This is a genomic window from Chitinophaga sp. OAE865, assembly GCF_040546735.1.
Classification (GTDB): Bacteria; Bacteroidota; Bacteroidia; order Chitinophagales; family Chitinophagaceae; genus Chitinophaga; species Chitinophaga polysaccharea_A.
The window spans coordinates 2348479-2370039 of sequence record NZ_JBEPOF010000001.1; the positions used below are offsets into that span (position 1 = coordinate 2348479).

General features: G+C 46.9%; 20 protein-coding genes and 3 tRNA genes. 17 read left to right on the forward strand and 6 right to left on the reverse strand.

Annotated features, from left to right (window positions below; all coding sequences use genetic code 11):
- Positions 1 to 54: 54 nt before the first annotated feature.
- The 6 genes from ABIE50_RS09620 to ABIE50_RS09645 all read left to right on the forward strand — a co-directional run bounded on the left by ABIE50_RS09620 (position 55) and on the right by ABIE50_RS09645 (position 6478).
- Positions 55 to 1929, forward strand: coding sequence for a putative porin (locus ABIE50_RS09620; RefSeq protein ID WP_354027946.1), 1875 nt, complete (start codon positions 55 to 57; stop codon positions 1927 to 1929).
- A gap of 128 nt (positions 1930 to 2057) precedes the next feature.
- Positions 2058 to 2447 carry an HYC_CC_PP family protein gene (locus tag ABIE50_RS09625; RefSeq protein WP_209864081.1) on the forward strand — a complete coding sequence of 130 codons (390 nt, stop codon included), beginning with the start codon at positions 2058 to 2060 and terminating at the stop codon, positions 2445 to 2447.
- Positions 2448 to 2538: 91 nt separating this feature from the next.
- Entirely contained in the window at positions 2539 to 3084 is a 546-nt protein-coding gene (locus tag ABIE50_RS09630) for a heavy-metal-associated domain-containing protein (protein WP_209864078.1), read from the forward strand.
- A gap of 14 nt (positions 3085 to 3098) precedes the next feature.
- Entirely contained in the window at positions 3099 to 3962 is an 864-nt protein-coding gene (locus ABIE50_RS09635; protein WP_209864075.1) for a hypothetical protein, read from the forward strand.
- Between the two features lie 3 nt (positions 3963 to 3965).
- On the forward strand, positions 3966 to 4538 hold the full coding sequence (locus tag ABIE50_RS09640) for a helix-turn-helix domain-containing protein (RefSeq protein WP_142683442.1): 573 nt from the start codon (positions 3966 to 3968) through the stop codon (positions 4536 to 4538).
- Between the two features lie 404 nt (positions 4539 to 4942).
- A complete protein-coding gene (locus ABIE50_RS09645) occupies positions 4943 to 6478 on the forward strand; it encodes a L,D-transpeptidase family protein (protein WP_354028284.1) in 1536 nt (511 codons plus the stop codon).
- Between the two features lie 72 nt (positions 6479 to 6550).
- Here the strand turns inward: ABIE50_RS09645 and ABIE50_RS09650 are convergent, their stop codons facing one another.
- Complete coding sequence (locus ABIE50_RS09650) at positions 6551 to 7780, reverse strand: NADP-dependent isocitrate dehydrogenase (protein WP_142683440.1); 1230 nt, start codon at positions 7778 to 7780, stop codon at positions 6551 to 6553.
- 442 nt (positions 7781 to 8222) lie between these two features.
- A complete protein-coding gene (icd, locus tag ABIE50_RS09655; protein WP_142683439.1) occupies positions 8223 to 9494 on the reverse strand; it encodes an NADP-dependent isocitrate dehydrogenase in 1272 nt (423 codons plus the stop codon).
- 190 nt (positions 9495 to 9684) lie between these two features.
- Between icd and ABIE50_RS09660 the strand changes: the two genes are divergently transcribed.
- From ABIE50_RS09660 to ABIE50_RS09685, 6 genes are all read left to right on the forward strand, one after another.
- The gene (locus ABIE50_RS09660) at positions 9685 to 10290 is read left to right on the forward strand and encodes an SGNH/GDSL hydrolase family protein (protein ID WP_354027947.1); all 606 of its coding nucleotides are present in this window, start codon (positions 9685 to 9687) and stop codon (positions 10288 to 10290) included.
- A 44-nt stretch (positions 10291 to 10334) separates the two neighbouring features.
- Entirely contained in the window at positions 10335 to 11003 is a 669-nt protein-coding gene (locus ABIE50_RS09665; RefSeq protein WP_209864067.1) for a ferredoxin reductase domain-containing protein, read from the forward strand.
- A 117-nt stretch (positions 11004 to 11120) separates the two neighbouring features.
- Positions 11121 to 11855 (forward strand): LiaF transmembrane domain-containing protein, encoded by a 735-nt coding sequence (locus ABIE50_RS09670; protein WP_209864063.1) that lies wholly within the window; start codon positions 11121 to 11123, stop codon positions 11853 to 11855.
- Positions 11856 to 11915: 60 nt separating this feature from the next.
- On the forward strand, positions 11916 to 12269 hold the full coding sequence (locus ABIE50_RS09675) for a DUF4288 domain-containing protein (protein ID WP_142683436.1): 354 nt from the start codon (positions 11916 to 11918) through the stop codon (positions 12267 to 12269).
- 18 nt (positions 12270 to 12287) lie between these two features.
- The gene (locus tag ABIE50_RS09680) at positions 12288 to 13352 is read left to right on the forward strand and encodes a sensor histidine kinase (RefSeq protein WP_209864061.1); all 1065 of its coding nucleotides are present in this window, start codon (positions 12288 to 12290) and stop codon (positions 13350 to 13352) included.
- Complete coding sequence (locus ABIE50_RS09685; protein ID WP_142683435.1) at positions 13330 to 14073, forward strand: LytR/AlgR family response regulator transcription factor; 744 nt, start codon at positions 13330 to 13332, stop codon at positions 14071 to 14073. Before ABIE50_RS09680 ends, ABIE50_RS09685 begins: the two co-directional genes overlap by 23 nt.
- Positions 14074 to 14256: 183 nt before the next feature.
- Here the strand turns inward: ABIE50_RS09685 and ABIE50_RS09690 are convergent, their stop codons facing one another.
- From ABIE50_RS09690 to ABIE50_RS09700, 3 genes are read right to left on the reverse strand one after another with little or no spacing between them, the layout of a single operon-like run.
- Positions 14257 to 14643 (reverse strand): thioesterase family protein, encoded by a 387-nt coding sequence (locus tag ABIE50_RS09690; protein WP_209864058.1) that lies wholly within the window; start codon positions 14641 to 14643, stop codon positions 14257 to 14259.
- A gap of 33 nt (positions 14644 to 14676) precedes the next feature.
- Positions 14677 to 16557, reverse strand: a complete 1881-nt coding sequence (locus tag ABIE50_RS09695; protein WP_209864056.1) for an Nramp family divalent metal transporter — start codon at positions 16555 to 16557, stop codon at positions 14677 to 14679.
- A gap of 15 nt (positions 16558 to 16572) precedes the next feature.
- A complete protein-coding gene (locus ABIE50_RS09700) occupies positions 16573 to 17232 on the reverse strand; it encodes a metal-dependent transcriptional regulator (RefSeq protein WP_209864053.1) in 660 nt (219 codons plus the stop codon).
- Between the two features lie 132 nt (positions 17233 to 17364).
- Here ABIE50_RS09700 and ABIE50_RS09705 point away from each other — a divergent pair, with 132 nt between their 5' ends.
- From ABIE50_RS09705 to ABIE50_RS09720, 4 genes are all read left to right on the forward strand, one after another.
- A complete protein-coding gene (locus ABIE50_RS09705; protein WP_209864049.1) occupies positions 17365 to 18306 on the forward strand; it encodes a hypothetical protein in 942 nt (313 codons plus the stop codon).
- Between the two features lie 318 nt (positions 18307 to 18624).
- Positions 18625 to 18699: transfer RNA gene (locus ABIE50_RS09710), tRNA-Val, on the forward strand.
- Between the two features lie 39 nt (positions 18700 to 18738).
- A tRNA-Val gene (locus tag ABIE50_RS09715) sits at positions 18739 to 18813 on the forward strand.
- Positions 18814 to 18850: 37 nt separating this feature from the next.
- Positions 18851 to 18925, forward strand: a tRNA-Val gene (locus ABIE50_RS09720).
- 75 nt (positions 18926 to 19000) lie between these two features.
- Here the strand turns inward: ABIE50_RS09720 and ABIE50_RS09725 are convergent.
- Positions 19001 to 21145 (reverse strand): cation:proton antiporter, encoded by a 2145-nt coding sequence (locus ABIE50_RS09725; protein WP_354027948.1) that lies wholly within the window; start codon positions 21143 to 21145, stop codon positions 19001 to 19003.
- A gap of 104 nt (positions 21146 to 21249) precedes the next feature.
- Here ABIE50_RS09725 and ABIE50_RS09730 point away from each other — a divergent pair, with 104 nt between their 5' ends.
- A complete protein-coding gene (locus ABIE50_RS09730) occupies positions 21250 to 21558 on the forward strand; it encodes an ATP-dependent Clp protease adaptor ClpS (RefSeq protein ID WP_142683429.1) in 309 nt (102 codons plus the stop codon).
- Positions 21559 to 21561 lie beyond the last annotated feature (3 nt).

Here is a 21561-nt window from a genome sequence, read left to right on the forward strand (position 1 = left end):
ATGAGGCAAATTTTCATTTCCATAGCCCTGCTGTTCTTGTGCGGGAATCAATTAATGGCCCAGTTCAACTCTGGACGCTTCGGTAACATGGGCGGCGGTGGCGGCGGTACCAGCAAAATGCAGCGGGATACCTCAAAACATGAGCATGAACCGGATACGCTGACATTAACCTACCGCATCCTCGGTGAGCCCACCGATTATAAGCTCGACTCGTCCATATCGGATTTTCAGACCAATTACCTGAGGGTGCCCTCTTCATACACCACACTTGGGAATACCGGTGGCGCCGCCTATAACATGATCTTTACACCACGCATGAAACCCGGGTTTGATGCAGGGTTTCATGCTTATGACGTATATTCCAACACGCATAAGGATGCCCGTTTCTATTATACTACACGCCCCTACACAGAGCTGCAGTACCTGGTAGGCAGCAAACAGGAACAGGTAATAGGGCTTTCCCATACGCAGAACAGGACGGAGCGCTTCAACTTTGCTTTCGACTACCGCAAAATCAATGCGCCGGGATACTATCGTTCGCAAAATACCAATCATGATATTTACCGCTTTACTGCCCGGTACCAGAGCAAAAATAAACGCGCCAATACCTACCTGAGCTTCTATTATAATAAGATCAACGGTGGAGAGAACGGGGGGATCCAGAGCGATACGTTCATGACCAACAATACTTTCAAGCAACGGAAAACCATCCCGGTAAACCTCGGTAACAGCGCTTCTACAACGTATGCCTTTTTCGGGGGCTCCATCCCGGTGAAATCCAATTACCGGGAAACCGGATTCCTGATCCAGCAACAGTACGATTGGGGCCGGGGCGATAGTATCCATGTGAACGATACCACCGATTATTATAAGTACGACCCGATATTCCGTGTGCAGTACACATTCAATTACCAGAACAATAACTATGAGTTCCTCGACTCCAGCCCGGATACCGCTTTCTATTCCCGCCACTATAATTTTTTACCCGGCGATACGGTAGCCTCCAAACACCAGTGGAAGATGATTTCCAACGACCTTTCGCTCATCCAGTTCCCGGTGCTTGGCAACCTGGGGCATTTTATTAATATAGGAGCGAGGTTTGAAAGTCTTACAGGCACTTTCCTGGATGCGGATATCAATTTCAGCAACCTGGCAGTACATGGCGAATACCGTAATAAAACCCGTAACCAGAAATGGGATTTTTCTGCAAGAGGTGAGTTTTATGTAGCAGGACAGAATATCGGGGATTATGGATTTTACGGGATGTTAAAAAGACATATCAATGATTTCCTGGGAGATGTGCGCTTGTCGGTGAGCAACGTAAATAAGGAACCATCTTACGTTTTCAAGTATTTCGCCAGCACTAATGATGCCTGGTACAATACCAGCCTGTCCAAGGAAAATATTACCCAGCTGCAGTTTGCCACTGAGAATAAAAAGCTGGACTATACCCTGGCAGCCAATTATTTCCTGTTTACCAATTACACCTATTTCAGGGATTTCTATCACAGTGATCAGTATAACTCCCTGTTTAACCTGTTACAGATCACCTTTAGCAAGAAGTTCAGCATAAAACCGTTTTCCTGGTACCTGGATATCGCTTTCCAGCAGTTGCATGGCAACGGGCCGCTTAATGTACCTGCTTTCTGGACACGTAACCGGTTTGCCTTTGAGAAAAGACTGTATACGAACCTGAACCTGATGACGGGCATAGAGCTGCGCTATAACACCGGTTATTATGCAGATGACTATTCTCCGCTCACCGGTCAGTTCATTTACCAGAATACAGCGAAGATCAGCAATCCGCTCCCCGATATTGCCGCATTTGCCAATTTTCGTATCAAATCCTTCTCTGCCTATGTACGCGCAGAAAACCTGAATACTTTTATTGGCAACAACAATTATGCAGGGCGCGCTGTACCCATATAATAACTTCGCTTTCAGGGTAGGGCTCAGATGGTGGTTTATTAATTAACTTTTTGTATCTGACTATATGATGACCGGTATGGTGGCAACACGATACCGGTCATTTTTTTTATGTATCTTTGTAATTCATCATGAAGCAATTTTTTGCCATATTATTTGCCACACTGTATATTACGCTTACCAGCGGGTTTGCAGTAAACGTGCACCACTGCATGGGCAAGCTGGCGTCCATTGACCTGCAGGAAGCTCCGGCCGATCACTGCGGTAAATGCGGAAAGCCGGTAAAGGGCATGGATTGTTGTAAAGATGAGTTTAAGTTCTGTAAGGTTACCGAAACGCACCAGGCCGCAAAAGCCTTGCAATCCGATTTTGGTCCTTCCACAAACATGCAGCTGCCGGTAAGGATCTTACCTGCTTCCGTTTTGCCGGTGCAGGAAATGCTTAATGTCGGCCGCCCCCACGACCCGCCGGACATCCCGTCCGCACCTATTTTCCTCCGGAACTGTACCTTCCTGGTCTGATACAGTTTTAATGTAATGTTGGCTGCTGTCATACAGCATCCTTATTGCCTTAACTGTTATTATTCTTTTATTCAATTTTATTCATCAGACCATGAAAATAGTATCCATTATATTGCTCGCGCTGGGCCTATCTTTCGGCGCAAATGCACAATTTAAGAAAGCCAGTGTTCACGCTACAGGCCTTACCTGCGCTATGTGCTCAAAAGCTACTTACGAGGCGCTGGAATCATTGCCTTTTGTTGATAAAATAGATACGGACCTTGATAATACCACCTTTGTGCTGATCTTCAAAACCGGGGTACCGGTAAGCATCGATGCCATAAAAAATAAAGTGGAAGATGCCGGGTTTTCTGTAGGTAAACTGGTAATGACTGCCAGCTTTGACGGGGTAAGCGTACAGAACGACGCACATGTGCCGTTTGCCGGCAGCACCCTGCACTTTATGGATGTGAAGAACCAGGTATTGTCGGGTGACAAAGATCTTACGGTGATCGACAAGGACTTTGTTTCTGCCAAACAATTTAAAAAATTCAGTACCGAAACCACTATGGCCTGTTATAAAACAGGCATGATGGGCGACTGCTGCAAATCTGACGGAGCTACTGCTTCCAAAAGAATTTATCACGTCACCATTTAACAGCTGGCCGGTATATGAAAAGATTTTTAATAACAGCCCTGGTCATCATGGCCGGCTATAGTATGGCCGCTGCCCAGGAATTATATGTGAATACAGAGCCGGCGAGCAACATGCCCGCCAACTCACTGGGCATCCGGCTTTCCAATAAGGTTTTTGACATGAAGCATTCCGGTGACAATGGGATGCGTTTTGAGCCGGAAGTGATGTGGGGCGTAAATAAAAAGCTCATGTTACATGTGCTTGGATATGCCTCCAACATGATGCAGCCATCTGTAAAACTGGAGGGCGGCGGCGTATACGCCAAATACCGCTTCCTGTCGCTGGATCAGCAGCATGCGCATTTCCGTATGGCAGCCTATGTACGTGGCTCCGTGATCAATAACCCGTATTACCCGGAGATGCCGGATGGAACTCATGCCATGCGCCCGTACAACAATAAGGAACTGGATCTGGAAGGTGCCACCTCAGGCGTAAACGGAGGGATCATTGCCACACAACTGTTGCATAAACTGGCATTATCCACAACGTTAGGGTATTCCCGTTATATGAACAATGTGAAGGACAATATCCCGGACGAATTTTCCAGGAATGCAGTGAATTATAGTTTGTCGGCCGGCTACCTGGTGTTGCCCGTAAAGTATAAAAGCTTTCAGCAAACCAATTTAAACCTGTATGTGGAACTGTTGGGTAAAACCAATACAGACGCAGCAGGCAAAGGCTCCTACCTGGATATTGCCCCGGCAGTGCAGTTTATTTTTAACAGCACTACAAGACTGGACCTGTCTTACCGCACCCAGCTAACCGGAAGCATGCCGAGGAATTCCCCCAACTCTTTTTTGATCAGGGTGGAGCATAACATTTTTAATATTAAAAAGTAACCGATGTCTACAACAGATCTGTTTATAAAGAATATGGTTTGTCCGCGTTGCATCAAAGTGGTTACTAATACTATTGCCGCGCAGCAACTGAGCGTTAAGGAAATACAGCTGGGTAAAGCAGTAGTAAACGGGACCGTTTCAGAGCAACAGTTACAGCAGTTATCAGCAGCGCTTCAGCAGGAAGGATTTTTATTGATAGATGATAAAAAACAACAGCTGATCGCAGGCATAAAAAGTATTATTGTACAGGCAGTGCATCATTCAGAGCTGGATGAAATGAAGGAAAACTTCTCCACCTTACTGGCAGGGAAGTTGCAGAAGGACTATCATTATCTCAGTAATCTTTTTTCTGAAACTGAAGGTACCACCATTGAACAATATATTATTCAGCAGAAAATAGAGCGGGTGAAAGAATTACTGGTATATAACGAATTAAGCTTAAGTGAAATCAGTTACAAGCTGGGATACAGCAGTGTAGCACATCTATCGGCGCAATTCAAAAAAGTAACAGGTCTTACACCCAGTAAGTTTAAACAATTGAAGGCCCCTGAGCGTATACCAATAGACAAGATCTGAATACGCCGGGGGTAAAGAAATAAAAGTTAGTTGTTTTAGTTTTAGTTTAAAGAGAAGCTGCTGCACACCGTGGCTTCTCTTTTTAAAAAATCCGGACATGAAAAAAGTAGTTGCAGGTATATTAAAGTTTATCCAGTCACTTTTTGTGAAGAAAGACTGCTGCCGGTAGGGAATAGATGCAATAGCAGAGAAGTCCCGGGCTTCTTCGCACAAAAATTTTCAGCACAGTATTTGTAAATCCCTATCTTTACCATAGCGATTTACTGCAGATGAAGAACAAAATTTTTATTATCAGTTTGTTATGCGGATCTGGAGTGTGCTTGTTGTTAGCCTGCGTCAATAAAAAAAAGCATACCGCCCCAAAACAAAAACAGATTGTAGCAAACATCAGACAGTTGGACGAAGTGATCACCGAGAGTATCACTGAGCGATTGTCGGCCCTGAAAGATAACGAAGGCGAACTGGAAGACAGTTTGCAATCCTTCCGACCTTCAGCAATACAGGAATTTTACGGCGCTGATAAACCGGCAAGCCAATGGTCAAAGAACGGGATCACCAATCCTGCTGCGGATTCTATGCTGTATATGATCCAGCATGCGGAAGACGTGGGACTGCTGCCGGCGCAATATCATGAGCCTGCGCTGACTGCTGCATGGGAACAGATCAGCAGCGATGCTACTGCCAAAAAAGATGCCGCCCTGTGGGCAAAAGTAGACGTACTGATGACGGACGCTTTCATGAAAATGGCATCGGACCTGCGCTATGGTGTTGCGCCGCGTGATAGCATTACCCTCAGAAAGGATTCGGCATTTACGGATGAACAACTCATTACACAGTTGAAGCAGGCGCTTGAAGAGAAGAACGTAACAGGTATCCTTCATTCACTGGAACCCACCCATGAGGGATATCTTGCCCTGAAGGAAGGGATCCGGACATTCAAAGCCAAATATGCGGACTATCACTGGGATACATTACCACTTAATTATACGGATACGCTTGGCTTCCGCCAGCTGGTGTTCAACCGCCTGGTGCAAAGCGGGCATGTTGATACCACCGGCCGTGAGCTGGATTCAGCGTTGCTGAAAACGGGTGTAAAAGCATTTCAGAAAGAGTTCAATATCTATCCGGACGGGGTGGCCGGAAAAAGAACGGTGATGGCCATGAACCGCTCTGCGCACGACTGGATCATGCAGGCGGCAGTAAACCTCGATCGCTGGCGCAAACTGCCAGACACATTGCCTTCCAGGTATATCCTTGTGAACCTGCCGGGTTATAACCTGAAAGTGGTGGATAGCGGGGAAGTGGTGCTGGAATCCCGTGTAATTGTAGGCACGCCGCGCACGCGTACACCGCTGCTCAATTCCTATATGACCAATTTTATGATGTTCCCTTACTGGCGCGTTCCTTACAGCATTGTATTTAAGGAGATGCTGCCGGCTATAAAGAAGGATATCGGTTATCTCGCTAAGAAGAACCTGGAAGTAATTGATAGGAATGGTAATGCAGTGGATCCTTATACTATCGACTGGTCAAAGCTCAGTAAAGGGCATTTTCCTTATGTGCTCCGGCAAATGGATGGAATTGACAATTCACTTGGCGTGATGAAATTTAACTTCAGGAACAAGTATAGCGTATACCTGCATGATACCAACAACCGCGGGTTGTTTAAGAACGCTATGCGTGCTATGAGTCATGGTTGTGTGCGGGTGCAGCAATGGGATAGCCTGGCGCAGTACCTGGTGCGTGCTGATAGCCTGAGGCATAGTGGCGATAGTATCCGGGTATGGCTGGCACGGGAAGAAAAAAGACAGATAGATCTGCCTAAACATATTCCCATCTATCTCCGGTACTTTACTGCAGAAGGAAAGAACGGAGAGCTGGTTTTCTATGATGATATTTATGGAGAAGATAAAATATTAAGAAGGCAGATGAAGCTATAAAGTCTTCACCTGGTTAAAATAAAAAAGCAGCGGAATGATATTCATCCCGCTGCTTTTTTTATTATTGATAAATTAAGCCAGTTTCGCTTTCAGTGCGGTATCCAGCGCTTCCAGGAATTCTTCGGTATACAGGTAGTGTTTACCATGTTCTACTTTATTTCCATGGATACAAACAGCCAGGTCTTTTGTCATTTTACCACTTTCCACAGTTTCGATACAAACCTGTTCCAGTGCCTGGCAGAAGTTGATCAGTTGCTGGTTGTTATCCAGTTTACCACGGAACTCCAGGCCGCGAGTCCATGCGAAGATGGAAGCGATGGGGTTGGTGGAAGTTGGTTTACCAGCCTGGTGATCGCGGTAGTGACGGGTTACAGTACCGTGAGCGGCTTCAGCTTCCATTGTTTTACCATCAGGAGTGATGAGAGTGGAAGTCATCAGGCCGAGAGAGCCAAAGCCCTGTGCGACGGTGTCAGACTGTACGTCGCCGTCATAGTTTTTACAGGCCCATACAAAATTACCGTGCCATTTCAGCGCGCTGGCCACCATGTCATCGATCAGGCGATGCTCATAGGTTAAGCCGTTGGCCTGGAATTCAGCTTTAAATTCCTGTTGATAGATTTCTTCGAAGATATCTTTGAAACGGCCATCATATTTTTTGAGGATGGTGTTCTTGGTGCTCAGGTATAAAGGCCATTTTTTCATCAGTGCCTGGTTGAAACATGCACGGGCAAAGCCTTTGATGGATTCGTCGGTATTGTACATAGCCAGTGCAACACCATCGCCTTTGAAGTTGTATACTTCATGTTCAATCACTTCACCGTTTTCGCCTTCAAACTTAATGGTCAGTTTACCCTTTCCTTTTGTAACGAAATCGGTAGCGCGGTACTGGTCGCCAAAAGCATGACGGCCAATGCAGATCGGCGCAGTCCAGTTTGGCACCAGGCGTGGAACATTCTTTGTTACAATTGGCTCACGGAATACGGTACCATCCAGGATATTACGGATAGTTCCGTTGGGTGATTTCCACATCTGCTTCAGGTTAAATTCCTTTACACGCTCTTCATCCGGTGTAATGGTAGCGCATTTGATACCTACGCCTACTTCCCTGATAGCATTGGCTGCATCAATGGTTACCTGGTCGTTGGTAGCATCGCGGTGCTCCATGCCCAGATCAAAATATTTGATCTCAACATCCAGGTATGGAAGTATCAGTTTATCCTTGATGAATTTCCAGATGATTCGTGTCATTTCATCACCATCCAGTTCAACTACCGGATTAGCAACTTTAATTTTTTCTGCCATTTCGGGTTTTTTAAAATTAGATTAAAAGCATTTCACAACAATTATTCAAGCGAGTCCCAATTGGGATAATCACGAAAAATACGAATAGCTGTGAAAAAAACAAAATTTCACGGAAATTGTCTTGGAACACTGATTACGCTGATTATACTGATTTGTTTGATTTAAACAAGCTGGGAGATGGAAGCGGATTTTGTCTTTTCCAGGATTATGATGATTATGATGATTTCGGGGATATTTTAATAAATAATTAAAATGGGTCGGGGAGATAAAAGTGGGTTTATCCACTTCTATCTCCCCGAATTATATAAAAATTAATCAGCTTAATCAGCGTAATCCTGAGTCAGACAAACTCCGCTTCCATCTCCCCAACCTGTTTAATTCAAAAAAATAAAATCAAACAAATCAGTATAATCATCATAATCCTGAGTCAGACAAAATCCGCTTAGTGCTGCATTTGCTTGATCACTTCATCCGCAAATTCGCTGGTTTTTACCAGGGTGGCGTCATCCATCAGGTTGTAGAAGTCGATGGTAACGCGTTTGCGCATAATGGCGGTGCTGAGGCCGTGAACAATGATTTCAGCGGCTTCTTTCCAACCCATGTATTCCAGCATCATTACGCCGCTCAGGATCACTGAAGACGGGTTCATGGTGTTGGTATTGGCAAAGCGTGGCGCAGTGCCGTGAGTGGCTTCAAATACAGCATAGCCGGTGAGGTAGTTGATGTTGGCGCCCGGAGCAATACCAATACCGCCTACAGCCGCCGCTAATGCGTCGGAGATATAGTCGCCGTTCAGGTTCAGGGTAGCTACCACAGAGTAATCCTGCGGCGCCAGCAGTATCTGTTGCAGGAAGTTATCTGCAATTACATCCTTGATCAGCAGCTTTCCTTTTGCGGTGGCCACTTTCAACTCTTTATTGGCTTCTTCCTCACCCAGTTCTTTCTTGGTTTTTTCCCAGTGTTCCCAGGTATATACTTTATCGCCGAATTCTCTTTCTGCCAGTGCGTAACCCCAGTTTTTGAAACCGCCTTCGGTGAATTTCATGATATTGCCTTTATGCACCAGGGTAAGCGACGGGCGCTTATGTTCCAGCGCATAAATAATAGCGGCACGTACCAGTCGTTCTGTACCTTCAATGGATACCGGTTTAATACCCAGGGAAGAGGTTTCTGGGAACCTGATCTTCTTAACGCCCATTTCATTTTGCAGGAAATCGAGCAGTTTTTTTGCTTCAGGTGTACCCGTCATATATTCAATGCCGGCATAGATGTCTTCGGTATTTTCGCGGAAAATCACCATGTCCACTTTTTCAGGGTGTTTTACCGGGGAGGGCACTTTGTTGAACCAGCGTACAGGCCTTACACAGGCGTAGAGGTCCAGTTCCTGGCGCATAGCAACGTTCAGGGAGCGGATACCGCCGCCAACGGGAGTTGACAGGGGACCTTTGATAGACACCAGGTATTCTTTCAGTGCATCCAGTGTAGCCTTTGGCAGCCATTCGCCTGTTTGCTGGAAGGCTTTCTCACCTGCCAGTACTTCTTTCCATTCAATTTTCCTGTCACCGCCATAAGCTTTCTCTACAGCTGCGTCGAATACGCGTACACTGGCTCTCCAGATGTCCGGGCCTATTCCGTCGCCTTCTATAAATGGGATGATGGGTTGTGCAGGGACCTGTAACAGGCCATTGTTCATCGTTATTTTTTCTGCCGGCATAAAACGGTTTCTTTATGCGTTACGTAATTGTTGTAATCGCGTGCAAAGGTAAGGCTTTTCAGTTTACGCAATGGGAAGATTTGCTCTTTATTCCGCAAATTTAACACCTGCATATAACTTTTTGCTTATGTTAGGATTAATGTTATTTTGCTGCTCATTTTTTTGCAGCAACAAAATTTCAGCTACCAGCATGATACCAGTTACGTATCTCGCCCTTGGCGATAGTTATACCATAGGTGAACAGGTTGCCTATTCCGAATGCTTTCCTGTACAGGCCGCCGCCTTGCTGCGGGAACAGGGCATAGCAGTGGAAATCCCGCAGATCATAGCCACCACAGGCTGGACCACCGGCGAACTGGAAGCCGGTATCGCTGCTGCTCATATACATAAAACTTACGATATAGTAACGCTGCTGATCGGCGTAAACAATCAATACCGTGGCCGCCCGGTGGAAGAATATGCAGCGGAGTTTACCGCCCTGCTGCAAAAGGCCATTGCCTTTGCAGGTAATAATCCGGCCCATGTGGTAGTGCTGTCTATCCCCGACTGGGGCGTAACGCCCTTTGCGGCAGACCGTAACCGGGAGCAGATCAGCCGGGAAATAGATGCCTACAATGCTGTCAATAAAACTATCGCAGGGGAATGGCTGGTGCCCTACCTGGATATCACGCACTTTACCCGGGAAGCTGCGCAGGACCCGGAACTGGTAGCGGCAGATGGGCTGCACCCTTCAGGGAAAGACTACAGCCGCTGGGCAGCAGCATTGCTGCCTTTATTGCTGCAGGCATTGCGCTGAGACGAAAATTTACCCTACTTTCATATCCAAGAAAACCTGAACAAATGGAAAGCCATATTGTAAAAATCCTGGCTGTAGCCCCTGTAACACACAATGTCCGCCAGTTTACCGTGGAAAAGCCCGCCGGATACACCTTTGTGCCCGGCCAGGCCACAGAAGTATCTATCAATAAACCCGGATGGGAAGAAGAAAGACGCCCTTTTACCTTTACAAGCCTTACCTCGTGGGATCAACTGGAATTCACCATTAAGATTTACGATGATCATAACAGCGTTACCCATGAACTGGGGCTGCTGAAAGCCGGAGATGAACTTATCCTGCACGATGTATGGGGTACCATTCATTATAATGGGGAAGGCGTATTCATTGCCGGGGGAGCGGGCGTTACCCCCTTTATTGCCATCCTGCGCGATCTGCAGCAGAAGGGCCAGCTGGGCAACAACCAGTTGATCTGTTCCAATAAGACCCTGGCAGATATTATCCTGAAAGATGAGTTTGAAGCCATGCTGGGCCACCGCTTTATTAATACCCTCACTGAGCAGGAGGTACCCGGCTACGATCATCATACCATCGATGAAAGTTACCTGAAAGAGAAGATCCGTAACTTTAACCAGCATTTCTATATCTGTGGCCCCGATCCTATGGTGCAACAGCTGAAAGCCATCCTGGTAAAACTGGCCGGAAACGATGCCCTGGTAACGGTGGAAATATAACCCGTCATTTTCACCGGCTATTTCCTGCTTTTTACCGGTTAGGGTGCTTTATTAGCCTAAACCCTGTTTCCAATAACAAGGGGCCGTTCTACATTTGTATCATAAACAATAAAACAAATGAGAAACGAAGATATCGAAGCATCAAGAAGAAAAGGCCGTTTTGTAGGCGGTGCAGTTCTTATCATCGTTGGTGCCTGCCTGTTATTACAACGCCTGGATCTGAACCTGCCCCACTGGCTGTTTTCCTGGCAAATGATCCTGATAGCGGTCGGTATCGTTATTGGTGCAAAACATAATTTCAGGTTGGGAGGATGGATCGGGATGGTTTTGCTGGGCGGAATCTTCCTGGCAAACGAAATATTGCATCTGCCTTATGCCTCCGCCAAGTTTATATGGCCGGTAGCATTGATCCTGGTAGGAATTATGCTGATCTTTAAAAGGAATTATCCCGGTAAAGATCGGGCAGCCCGGAAAAAGAGCTTCGGTGCAAGCCAGGAGTTTGCAACCGGTGAAGATGTGCTGGAAGCCACTGCCATTTTTGGCAGCGTGAATAAGGTGATCATGTCCAGGGACTTTAAGGGAGGCGACGTAACCGCCATTTTCGGAGGCGCTGTACTCAACTTCATGAAGGCAGATATCAACGGTGCCGCTGTAATAGACATATCAGCCGTTTTTGGTGGTTGTGAAATTGTTGTGCCGGCCAACTGGAAGATACAGGTGGATATTACTACCATCCTGGGTGGCGTGGAAGATAAACGGCACACGGATCTGATAACCAACGGCCCCGCTGAAAAGCTGCTGATCCTGAAAGGCGCCTGTGTATTCGGTGGCGTGGAAATAAGAAGTTACTGATCATAAAATATCCATATCTCAACCTTTATTCTATCTTCTCCAACTTTTAAATTTAATTTTATGCATTGGTTTGTTGCGAAAGTTGTATACCAGATCATCTGTGGCGAAGGCAATCACACCCCGCAGTTTGATGAACAATTAAGATTAATCAGCGCTGTTACCAAGAAAGACGCCTGCGATAAAGCCCGCGAAATTGGTATGCAGGAACAATATGCTTTTAAGAATCAACAACAGGAACTGGTACAGTGGAAGTTCATCAATGTACCGGAGGTATATACCCTTGACCAGCTGACAGATGGCATGGAACTGTACTCCCGCATCGAAGAACCGGGAGATCCTAATTCCTACATCGCCTGGCTGCAGATGAAATCTGCCCAGTTACAGGGCCAGCAGTACATTGAGCTTAACGTATAACAAGAAAAAACGGCTTCTTTGTTTAAACAATTGATGAAAGGCAATTCCTGGTGGGCTTTCCTCACTTCCTTCGCCATATGGATGTTCTTATATGGCGGGCTGTTGTGGTACTGGTACGACCTCCCCATCTGGGAATCCGCTACAGACAGCGCAATACACGTGATACTACTGGGAGCCGCCGGTATTATAATCAGCCATAACGTGGCTTATTACCGCCCGGCAGACGGCACCATGAAGTTTGGCTACGTGGCCATCGTGAGCTTTTCCCTGTCTGTACTGTGGGTATGCCTGAGCCGCTGGCTCCTCGTCTCCGCCTTTCCCGACAACGCACGGTATATCAACTGGCTGAATAATGCTATTCCCATCCATGCCTTCGTTGGATGGATGCTGATTGCTGGCATCGGCTTCAGAAGCCAGATGTGGTACGATGTGGAAGAACAACAGGAATCCCGCGACCGTAAAGAAGCTACGGAGAAAATAGTAAGAGAAGCAGAGCTCTTTAAACTGCGGCAGCAACTGCAGCCGCATTTCCTGTTTAACAGCCTTAACTCCATTAACGCACTGATCATGCTGCGGCCCAAGGAAGCCCGCCAAATGGTGTTGAAGCTTTCTGATTTTCTGAGAGGATCCCTGAAGCGGGAAGATGACCAATGGATCACACTTGCCGAGGAACTGAACTACCTGCAGCTTTACCTGGATATAGAAAAGGTGCGGTTCGGTCATCGGTTAACCACCAACATTGCTTCCTATGAGGAGACAGAGAACATGCTGCTGCCGCCCATGCTGCTGCAGCCTGTAGTAGAGAACGCCATTAAATTCGGACTATACGATACCACTGGTGATATCACCATCAGCATAAAAACATGGTCGCAGGATAATATGTTGCACATCGCGGTACAAAACCCGTTCGACAACGAACTGCAGCAACCAAACAAAGGAACAGGCTTTGGTTTATCGTCCATACAACGCAGGCTCTACCTGCTGTTTGCACGACAAGACCTGCTGGAAACCTCCGCTGTTGAAAATATATTTACTACCACTATTAAAGTACCACAATCGCATGATAAAAGCAGTATTAATTGATGATGAGCCATTGGCCAGGGAAGTGGTAAAGGAATACCTGTTAAACTTCCCCCAGATAGAAGTAGTACAGGAATGTAATGATGGATTTGAAGGGTTAAAGGCTATACAACAACATCAGCCGGATATTATTTTCCTGGACATTCAAATGCCCAAGATCACCGGTTTTGAAATGCTGGAACTCGTGGAAAATATGCCTGCAGTGATCTTTACAACCGCCTTTGAAGAACATGCTATCAGGGCTTTTGAAGTACATGCGGTCGATTACCTGCTGAAACCTTTTTCCAGCGACCGCTTTGATAAAGCGGTGCAGAAATGGCTGGATCATTTTCAAACAGCCACCGCCGGTAACAACACGGAAGCACTGCTGGAAACCGCGGCAGCAACACCTTTGCAAAGCAATCGTGTGGTAATAAAGATCAACGGGAAAATCAAGATCATCCCGGTACAGGATATCCATTACCTGGAAGCAGCAGATGACTACGTTAAAATAGTAACGCAGGAAGGCAGCTTCCTGAAGAATAAAACAATGTCGTTTTTTGAGAAGATGCTGGACCCGCAACAGTTTACACGGGTGCACCGCTCTTATATCCTCAATGTAAACCAGGTAACCCGTATAGACCCTTATGAAAAGGAAAACCACCTGGCCATCCTGCGCAGCGGTGCAAGGGTACTGGTAAGTAAAACCGGTTACCCGCGGCTGAAGGCGGCGCTGGGACTGTAGCGGAGGTTGTCTGACTCAGGATTATGATGATTTTGCTGATTTTTATTTTTAGATACTTGTAATTATTATTAGGAGAGATGAAAGCGGATATATCCGTTCTCATCTCTCCTAATATTTTATAAAATAAAATCAGGGAAATCAGCAAAATCATCATAATCCTGAGTCAGACAAACTCCGCGGAGATCAACGTGCGAAAAGTTTTTCCAGTTTTTCTTTTGGGAGGATCTTCTGCACCTGCACCCCCCTCGCCACTACACGGCCATTGCAAACGGCTTCGTAGTTACAGGTAATTTCGTGATGATGTATCCGTGTAATAACGGCAGTAAAATCCACCCGGCTGCCGGCTACGGCTGGGGAGAGGTGATCCACGGTAAGCCGGGTGCCAATACCTTCTTCATGCCCCTCCTTCATTTCCAGTACAAACAACCGGCAACACCATTCTGCATCCCGCGCCAGTGCAAAGGTGGCATATACGGGATGAACACTGCCGCTGTCGAAGGTGGCACAGTCTTCCTGCCGCACCGTGCGACTGAAATGCCTGGTATCTCCCGGCTTAAAAATGGAAAGCATATATTTATCGTTTACCCGTTATAGTTAGTATGTTTATTGCACCACCAATACGGGGATCTTTACCTGGTGCCTTACCTGGTTGGCGGTTTCCCCATACAGCCAGTCTTTGAAACCCCGGTGCCCGTGCCCTCCCAGTACAAGGAAGTCGGCCTTTTCCTGGCGTACAATGCGGGCAATTTCACGGGCCCGCCTGCGGAACCCAAGCACGCCTTTGGCCTTGATATTGCGGCTTTTCAGCAGGGCAATATAAGTATCCAGCTGTTCCTGGTCGCGGCGTGTTTCCAGGTCGTCTGATTCTTTCCCGAAGTATTTGGCGGAGGCGCTTTCCACGATGTGAATAAGGATATACTGCGTGTGTTCATTACCGTGAGCAATGGCGTTGGTCACTATGTCCTTATCACGTTGCGAAAAATCCAGGGCCATTGCAATGCACTGATAGGAAGGCTTTTCCATTTCTCCCAGCGATACCTGCGTGGTATGGATACCGGCAGCTGCATCTTCGCGGTAACGGCGCCGCAGGGGATATACAATGGTGATGAGCAGCAGCACCACGAAGCCGATGCAGCCGGCCATAATCAGTCCATCTACAAATATATTCCCGGTACCAGACATATACTCAAAGGCTTCTGATAATACCATCCGCATGTTAAGGTACACCAATAAACTGGTGACCAGCCAGCTGAAGATTTTAGTGACAGGCTTAATGGCGAATGCGCCCATTGTCTTTTTATCGCTTACAAAATGGATGAGTGGGATAATGGCAAAGCCGAGCTGCAAACTGAGCAGCACCTGGCTGAACACCAGGAGCGCGCCTACTTCTTCATCGCCGGCAATGAGTATTACCAGCAGGGCGGGGATGATGGCCAGCAGCCGGGTGAGGAGCCTGCGCAGCCAGGGGTTGATACGCAGACGCAGGTAGCCTTCCATTACAATCTGCCCGGCCAGTGTACCGGTTACCGTGGAGCTTTGTCCTGCCGCGATCAATGCCACTGCAAACAGGACCGGCGCCAGCTTGCTTCCCAGCAACTGATCCAGCAGCCGGTGCGCATCCTGTATTTCCGCCACATCTGTTCTGCCGCTTTTGAAAAATACGGTGGCCGCCAGTATCAAAATGGCGGCATTCACCAGGAAGGCGAGGTTCAGCGCAATGGTGCTGTCGATGAAATTCATTTTAAGAGCCTGCCTGATACCTGTATCATCCCGTTTTATTTTCCGTGTTTGCACCAGGGCAGAGTGGAGATACAGGTTGTGCGGCATCACGGTGGCGCCAATAATACCAATAGCGATATACAGGGCGGTGTTGTCGGGGATGGAAGGAATAAAACCTTTCACTACCTCGTTCATCTGCGGTTTTACCAGTATCAGTTCCACGAGGAAGGAGGCGCCTACAATGGCAACAAGACTGATAATAAATCCTTCCATTTTACGGATGCCATAGCGCTGCAGAATGAGCAGGAGGAAGGTATCCAGTACGGTGAGGCTCACGCCCCATACCAGCGGCAGCCCTGTCAGCAGCTGAATACCGATGGCCATTCCCAGTACTTCCGCAAGGTCGGTAGCTGCTATGGCTATTTCTGCCAGTATATACAGGATGAAATTTACCAGGGGGGGATAGGTTTCCCGGTTTGCCTGTGCCAGGTCACGCCCGCGCACAATACCCAGCCGCGCGCTCAAACTTTGGAGCAGCAGGGCCATGAGATTACTCATGAGCAATACCCACAATAATTTATAGCCGTACTGGCTGCCACCTGCCAGGTCTGTGGCCCAGTTGCCGGGGTCCATATAACCTACGCTCACCAGGTAGGCGGGGCCAAAGAAAGCGAAAATCTTTTTCCACCTGGATTTTCCGTTTGTTTCTACACTCTGATGTACCTCACTTAACGATGCTGATGAATGTGTATGCTCGATGCTCATAGTATATGCTGATGATTATAGAGGTCTGACCATAATATTTTTCGCCACCTGTTCGCTGATGGTGATGGGAGATTGCCCTTTTACTTTTATTTCTATGGAATTATCGTATTCGTAATGAGCTATGATTTCCAGCTGGGTGCCAAGCTTTATCCCTTTGGCGTTGAGAAAGGCCAGCAGGGCGGTAGACTGGTCCGTTACGGCGGTTACCACCAGCCGTTTGGCATTGGCCTGATCCAGCGAGGTTTGAGGGCGGGGTTTGACCAGTTTCCCGTTGGCATCCGGGATAGGGTCGCCATGAGGGTCTATTACCGGGTTACCCAGGAATTCGCTGAGCCGGTTGGTAAGCTTTTCGCTGCGCACATGCTCCAGCTCCTCTGCCAGTTCATGCACTTCTTCCCAGCTGAACGATAGTTTATCCACCAGGAAGCACTCCCACAGGCGATGGCGGCGCACAATCTGCAGGGCCGCCTTCCTGCCGTCGGCGGAAAGCGTAATACCCTTGTATTTCTCGTATTCAATCAGTTTCTTCTCTTTCAGCTTTTTAGCCATGTCAGTAACCGATGCCGGCTTTGTATCCAGCTCATATGCCAGTGCATTGGTGGTAACTACCGCATCGCCCTCCTGCAGTTTATAAATCGACTTAATATGGTTCTCCTCTGCGATCGATAAATTCATGTTATCTAAAATATTATTTAGACAAATCTAAATAATAATTCTGAACATTTATCTATCCGGTATGTTTTTTGATTTTTTAACGCGCACATATAAAAATTATATATAACTTTTCGCCCAGAATTAACTATTGTAATGAAGCGTTTCCTTTTATTATTACTGGCCATTGGTATGCTGGCAGCCTGCAAATCAAAAAAGAAAAAGGGTGATGGCAATGAGCCCATGACATTTGAAGACTTTCAGGCATTGTTTACCCCTGGTACACTGCCCTACAGGCTTACCCCGGACACGCTCCAGCTGAAACAACCGGATTCATTGCGGCTGGATACTGCTGCCATGCGGTTTTTAACAGATACCCTCACGAAAGGTGATTTCTCCAGAAGTGAGCCGGTGAAATATTTTCCGTTGCAGCGGATCCCCGGCAATACGGTGAATTATATGACAGTAAAGGCTACAGGCAGGTCGCAATCTGTAGGTTATCTCTGCTTCCTGGATAAAAAAGGCAAATACCTGGGCAGGATACGTGTAGCCAACACCGGTAGTGCTGATGGAACGGTTACCTCCCTGGTAATAGACAGCAAGAATGTAGTAAAGATCAGCAGTGAAAAGAAACTGTCGGGTAGCCGCAGTGCATTGAAGGAAGATTTTTATATGGTAAATCCCGATGGAACTGTGACATTGATCATGACTAACTCCAACGGGCCTACGAATGCGGGACAGATCTTTAACCCGATCGATACCTTACCACGTAAACATAAATTTTCCGGCGACTATACTTTCGGCGATATGAATATTGTATCCATCCGCGACGGGGATGATACCAAATCATTTCAGTTCTTTATCACCTTCTCAAAAGACAACGGTAACTGCAAAGGAGAACTGAGCGGAAGAGGACATTATATTGGCGGTAACAGGGGAGAGTACAAAGACAAAGAATCATCCTGCGGCATCGCTTTCCAGTTTACCGGCAATCGTGTCAGCATCCGTGAAATAGGTGGTTGCGGCGCTTATCGGGGTATCAAATGCTTTTTCGAAGGCGGCTTCACGAAGAAGGTGGAAAAGAAAAAGAAGAAGTAGAGATCGCCTTCGGCGATTTAAATTGTCTGTTGCAGGATTAAACTGATTACGCTGATTGGATTTTGTAATGATTTTAAAAGATTTAGGGAGATAAAAGCGAATATAATTTCCTTTTATCTCCCTAAATTATTATTAATCATAAAATCACAACATGATCAAATCAGGATAATCATGATTAATCAGTTTAATCCTGCAACAGATAATTTAAATCGCCGAAGGCGATCCCCACGTTTTTTCAAAAAATATTTGGTGAAATAAAAATAGTTTATACCTTTGCGATCCAATCGAACGAAAGGGACGATAGGTTAGCAACAAAAAGGGAGCTTAGCTCAGCTGGTTCAGAGCATCTGCCTTACAAGCAGAGGGTCACTGGTTCGAATCCAGTAGCTCCCACACAAAAGTAGTTTGACATATTTCCGAAGATCTTTAAGAGGGAGCTTAGCTCAGCTGGTTCAGAGCATCTGCCTTACAAGCAGAGGGTCACTGGTTCGAATCCAGTAGCTCCCACACAAAATTGTTTGACATATTTTCAGAAGATCTTCAGGGGAGCTTAGCTCAGCTGGTTCAGAGCATCTGCCTTACAAGCAGAGGGTCACTGGTTCGAATCCAGTAGCTCCCACACTACACAATTAAAAAGGTCCTGCAGAAATGCGGGACCTTTTTGCATTTAGCCACCGGCAGCCGGTAGTAACCATTATTTTTTGAATATCCGTTTCACTGCTTTACCCAGCTTATTAAGGTTTGCAATCTGTTCCTGGATGGGCGCCAGCGTAAGATCTTCCGATTGCAGCCCTGCTTCCAGTGAATCAAACTCTCTCTGTTCCGGGTATAAAAGGATCACATTATTGTCTTTGAAATGACGCTCCAGTTTAGCGGGAATACCATCCATATACGCATGATAGGAAAGCGTGCTTTTACGGGCGGTAACCACCACTACCAGGTCGTCGCGGTTGATTTCCCTTGAAAGCACCAGGAAATCCTCGATGGTATCAAACTGCCGGAAACCCAGATCCACGCTCATCTTTGTTTGCTCCGCAAATGCCGTGGTAATGGTTTGTGTTTTTTCATTACAGAAAACCAGTAACCTGGCGCCTGCCTGTTTGGCGAGCATAAACATTTTTTGCATGTAATGCAGGAAGCCCAGCTCATATTCTGCGTTGGGCGGTATTATCAGCGCCATCTTTTTAGTGGTGTTCAGGGGGGAATGGAAATTACATACATATACCGTTTCCCATACACGCTGTAAAACGTTATCCAGCGTAGTACCAAAAATGTTGCCCAGCCAGCGGTCGGTGGTGCTTGTTTTATCAGTCCAGCCAAGTATCACATCGCTGATCAGCAGTTCTTTTGTAGCACGTGTAATACCATCGGAAACGTTGAGATCAATACGGGTAACTACCTGTACATCACTTTCCGTGGCGGCGGCATGTATCACAGCCTTTTCCAGCATTTTATTGGTGAGGTGAATCTTTTCTTTTGCCTCTTCATTATCCTGTACTACCGCCAGCGGGTAAATAGGCGTTTGGGCGCTGTGATCTTTGATCATTACGGCAAAGTCGAGCAGCGCTTCAATACGATCGGGGTTGGAAACCGGCACCAGTATACGTTCCGGCTGATCGTCCGGTTCCGGTTTGCTTTCCGCTTCCAGGATGGCCAGCCGGCGGCCGGCATTTTCTGTAACAAAAGAACCCACCAGGCAGGTAATAAGAATAAGTATCACGGTACCGTTCAGTACATGTTCATCCACAATATGCATATTGTACCCGATGAGTATTACTGCGATAGTAGCGGCGGCATGTGCGCTGCTGAGCCCGAAGATCACCTTGCGCTGGTTGGGGCTGTATTTAAAAACCAGCTGTGTGAACAGGGCCGCCAGCCATTTGCTGCTAAGCGCCATCAGCGTGAGCGCGCCGGCTATGATCAGTGCTTCGGGGCCTTTCAGTAATACCCTCAGGTCTACCAGCATACCAACACTGATGAGGAAAAAAGGAATGAAAATAGCGTTGCCTACAAATTCGATGCGGTTCATCAGCGGGGAGGTATGAGGGATCAACTGGTTGAGCGCCAGCCCGGCAAGGAACGCACCGATAATACCTTCTACACCAGCCAGTTCTGCCAGGAAGGCGGAAGCAAATACCAGTGCGAGCACAAAAATGAAATGCGAGGTTTTATCGTCTTTTATCTTCTTAAAAAACCAACGGCCAAGCATAGGCATCAGCCAGAGGATAATAGCGGCAAAAATGGCCAGCGAAATGCCCAATCGTACCCAGAAATAAGTATTGAGATTACCAGCCTGCGCACCGGTGATCACTGCCAGTATCAGCAGCACCGCTGTATCCGTAATAATAGTGCCGCCCACTGCCACGGTTACGGCTTCATTTTTAGTGATGCCGAGCCGGCTTGCCAGCGGGTAGGCTACCAGCGTATGGGTGGCAAACATGCTGGATACCAGCAGCGTAGCCATGAAGTTAAACTCCAGCACATAGGTACACACCACGTATCCCATTGTAAGGGGAATAAAGAAGGTGAAGGCGCCGAACACCATGCTCCGGTAGCGGTTCTTGCGAAATTCGGTCATATCCAGCTCCAGGCCCGCCAGGAACATAATATACAACAGCCCGGCCTTGGCAAAGAGGTCGATACTGTCTTTCTGAATTATTTTAAAACCATGATCACCGATCAGCATACCTGCAATGATCAACCCTATAATACTGGGTATCCGCAGCTTACGTAACAGGATAGGCGCCAGCAGTATTATAAACAATACCAGCGAAAAGATCGGCACCGGATCTTTCAGCGGTAAATTAGTATTCATCAGTAAAACCAGTCCGTTCATCATAACCATTTTTTAAATTCGAAGCATCCTGAAATCCGCAGATCTCTGCTAAATATGGATAAATTAACGAATAATCCATGTAATTTTGCATAAAGCTTTTATTAAAGATGAGCGATCATACAAGTACAAAAGGACTACCGGAGGAAGAGACAGATGTGCTGGTGGCGGAAGATGAGCAGTTTCCGTTCAGCCTGGTAGTCTGGAATGATGAGGTGAATACATTCGACTGGGTCATTTCTTCACTGATGGAGGTTTGCGGGCATACGCACGAGCAGGCCGAACAGTGTGCGCTGATTATTCATTTTAATGGAAAGTATGCTGTGAAACAGGGCGAATATCTCAAGCTTCGCCCCCTTTGTGAAGCCCTGCAGGAGAGAGGGCTTAGTGCCACTATTGAAGAAATGGCAGGCAGCTGATCC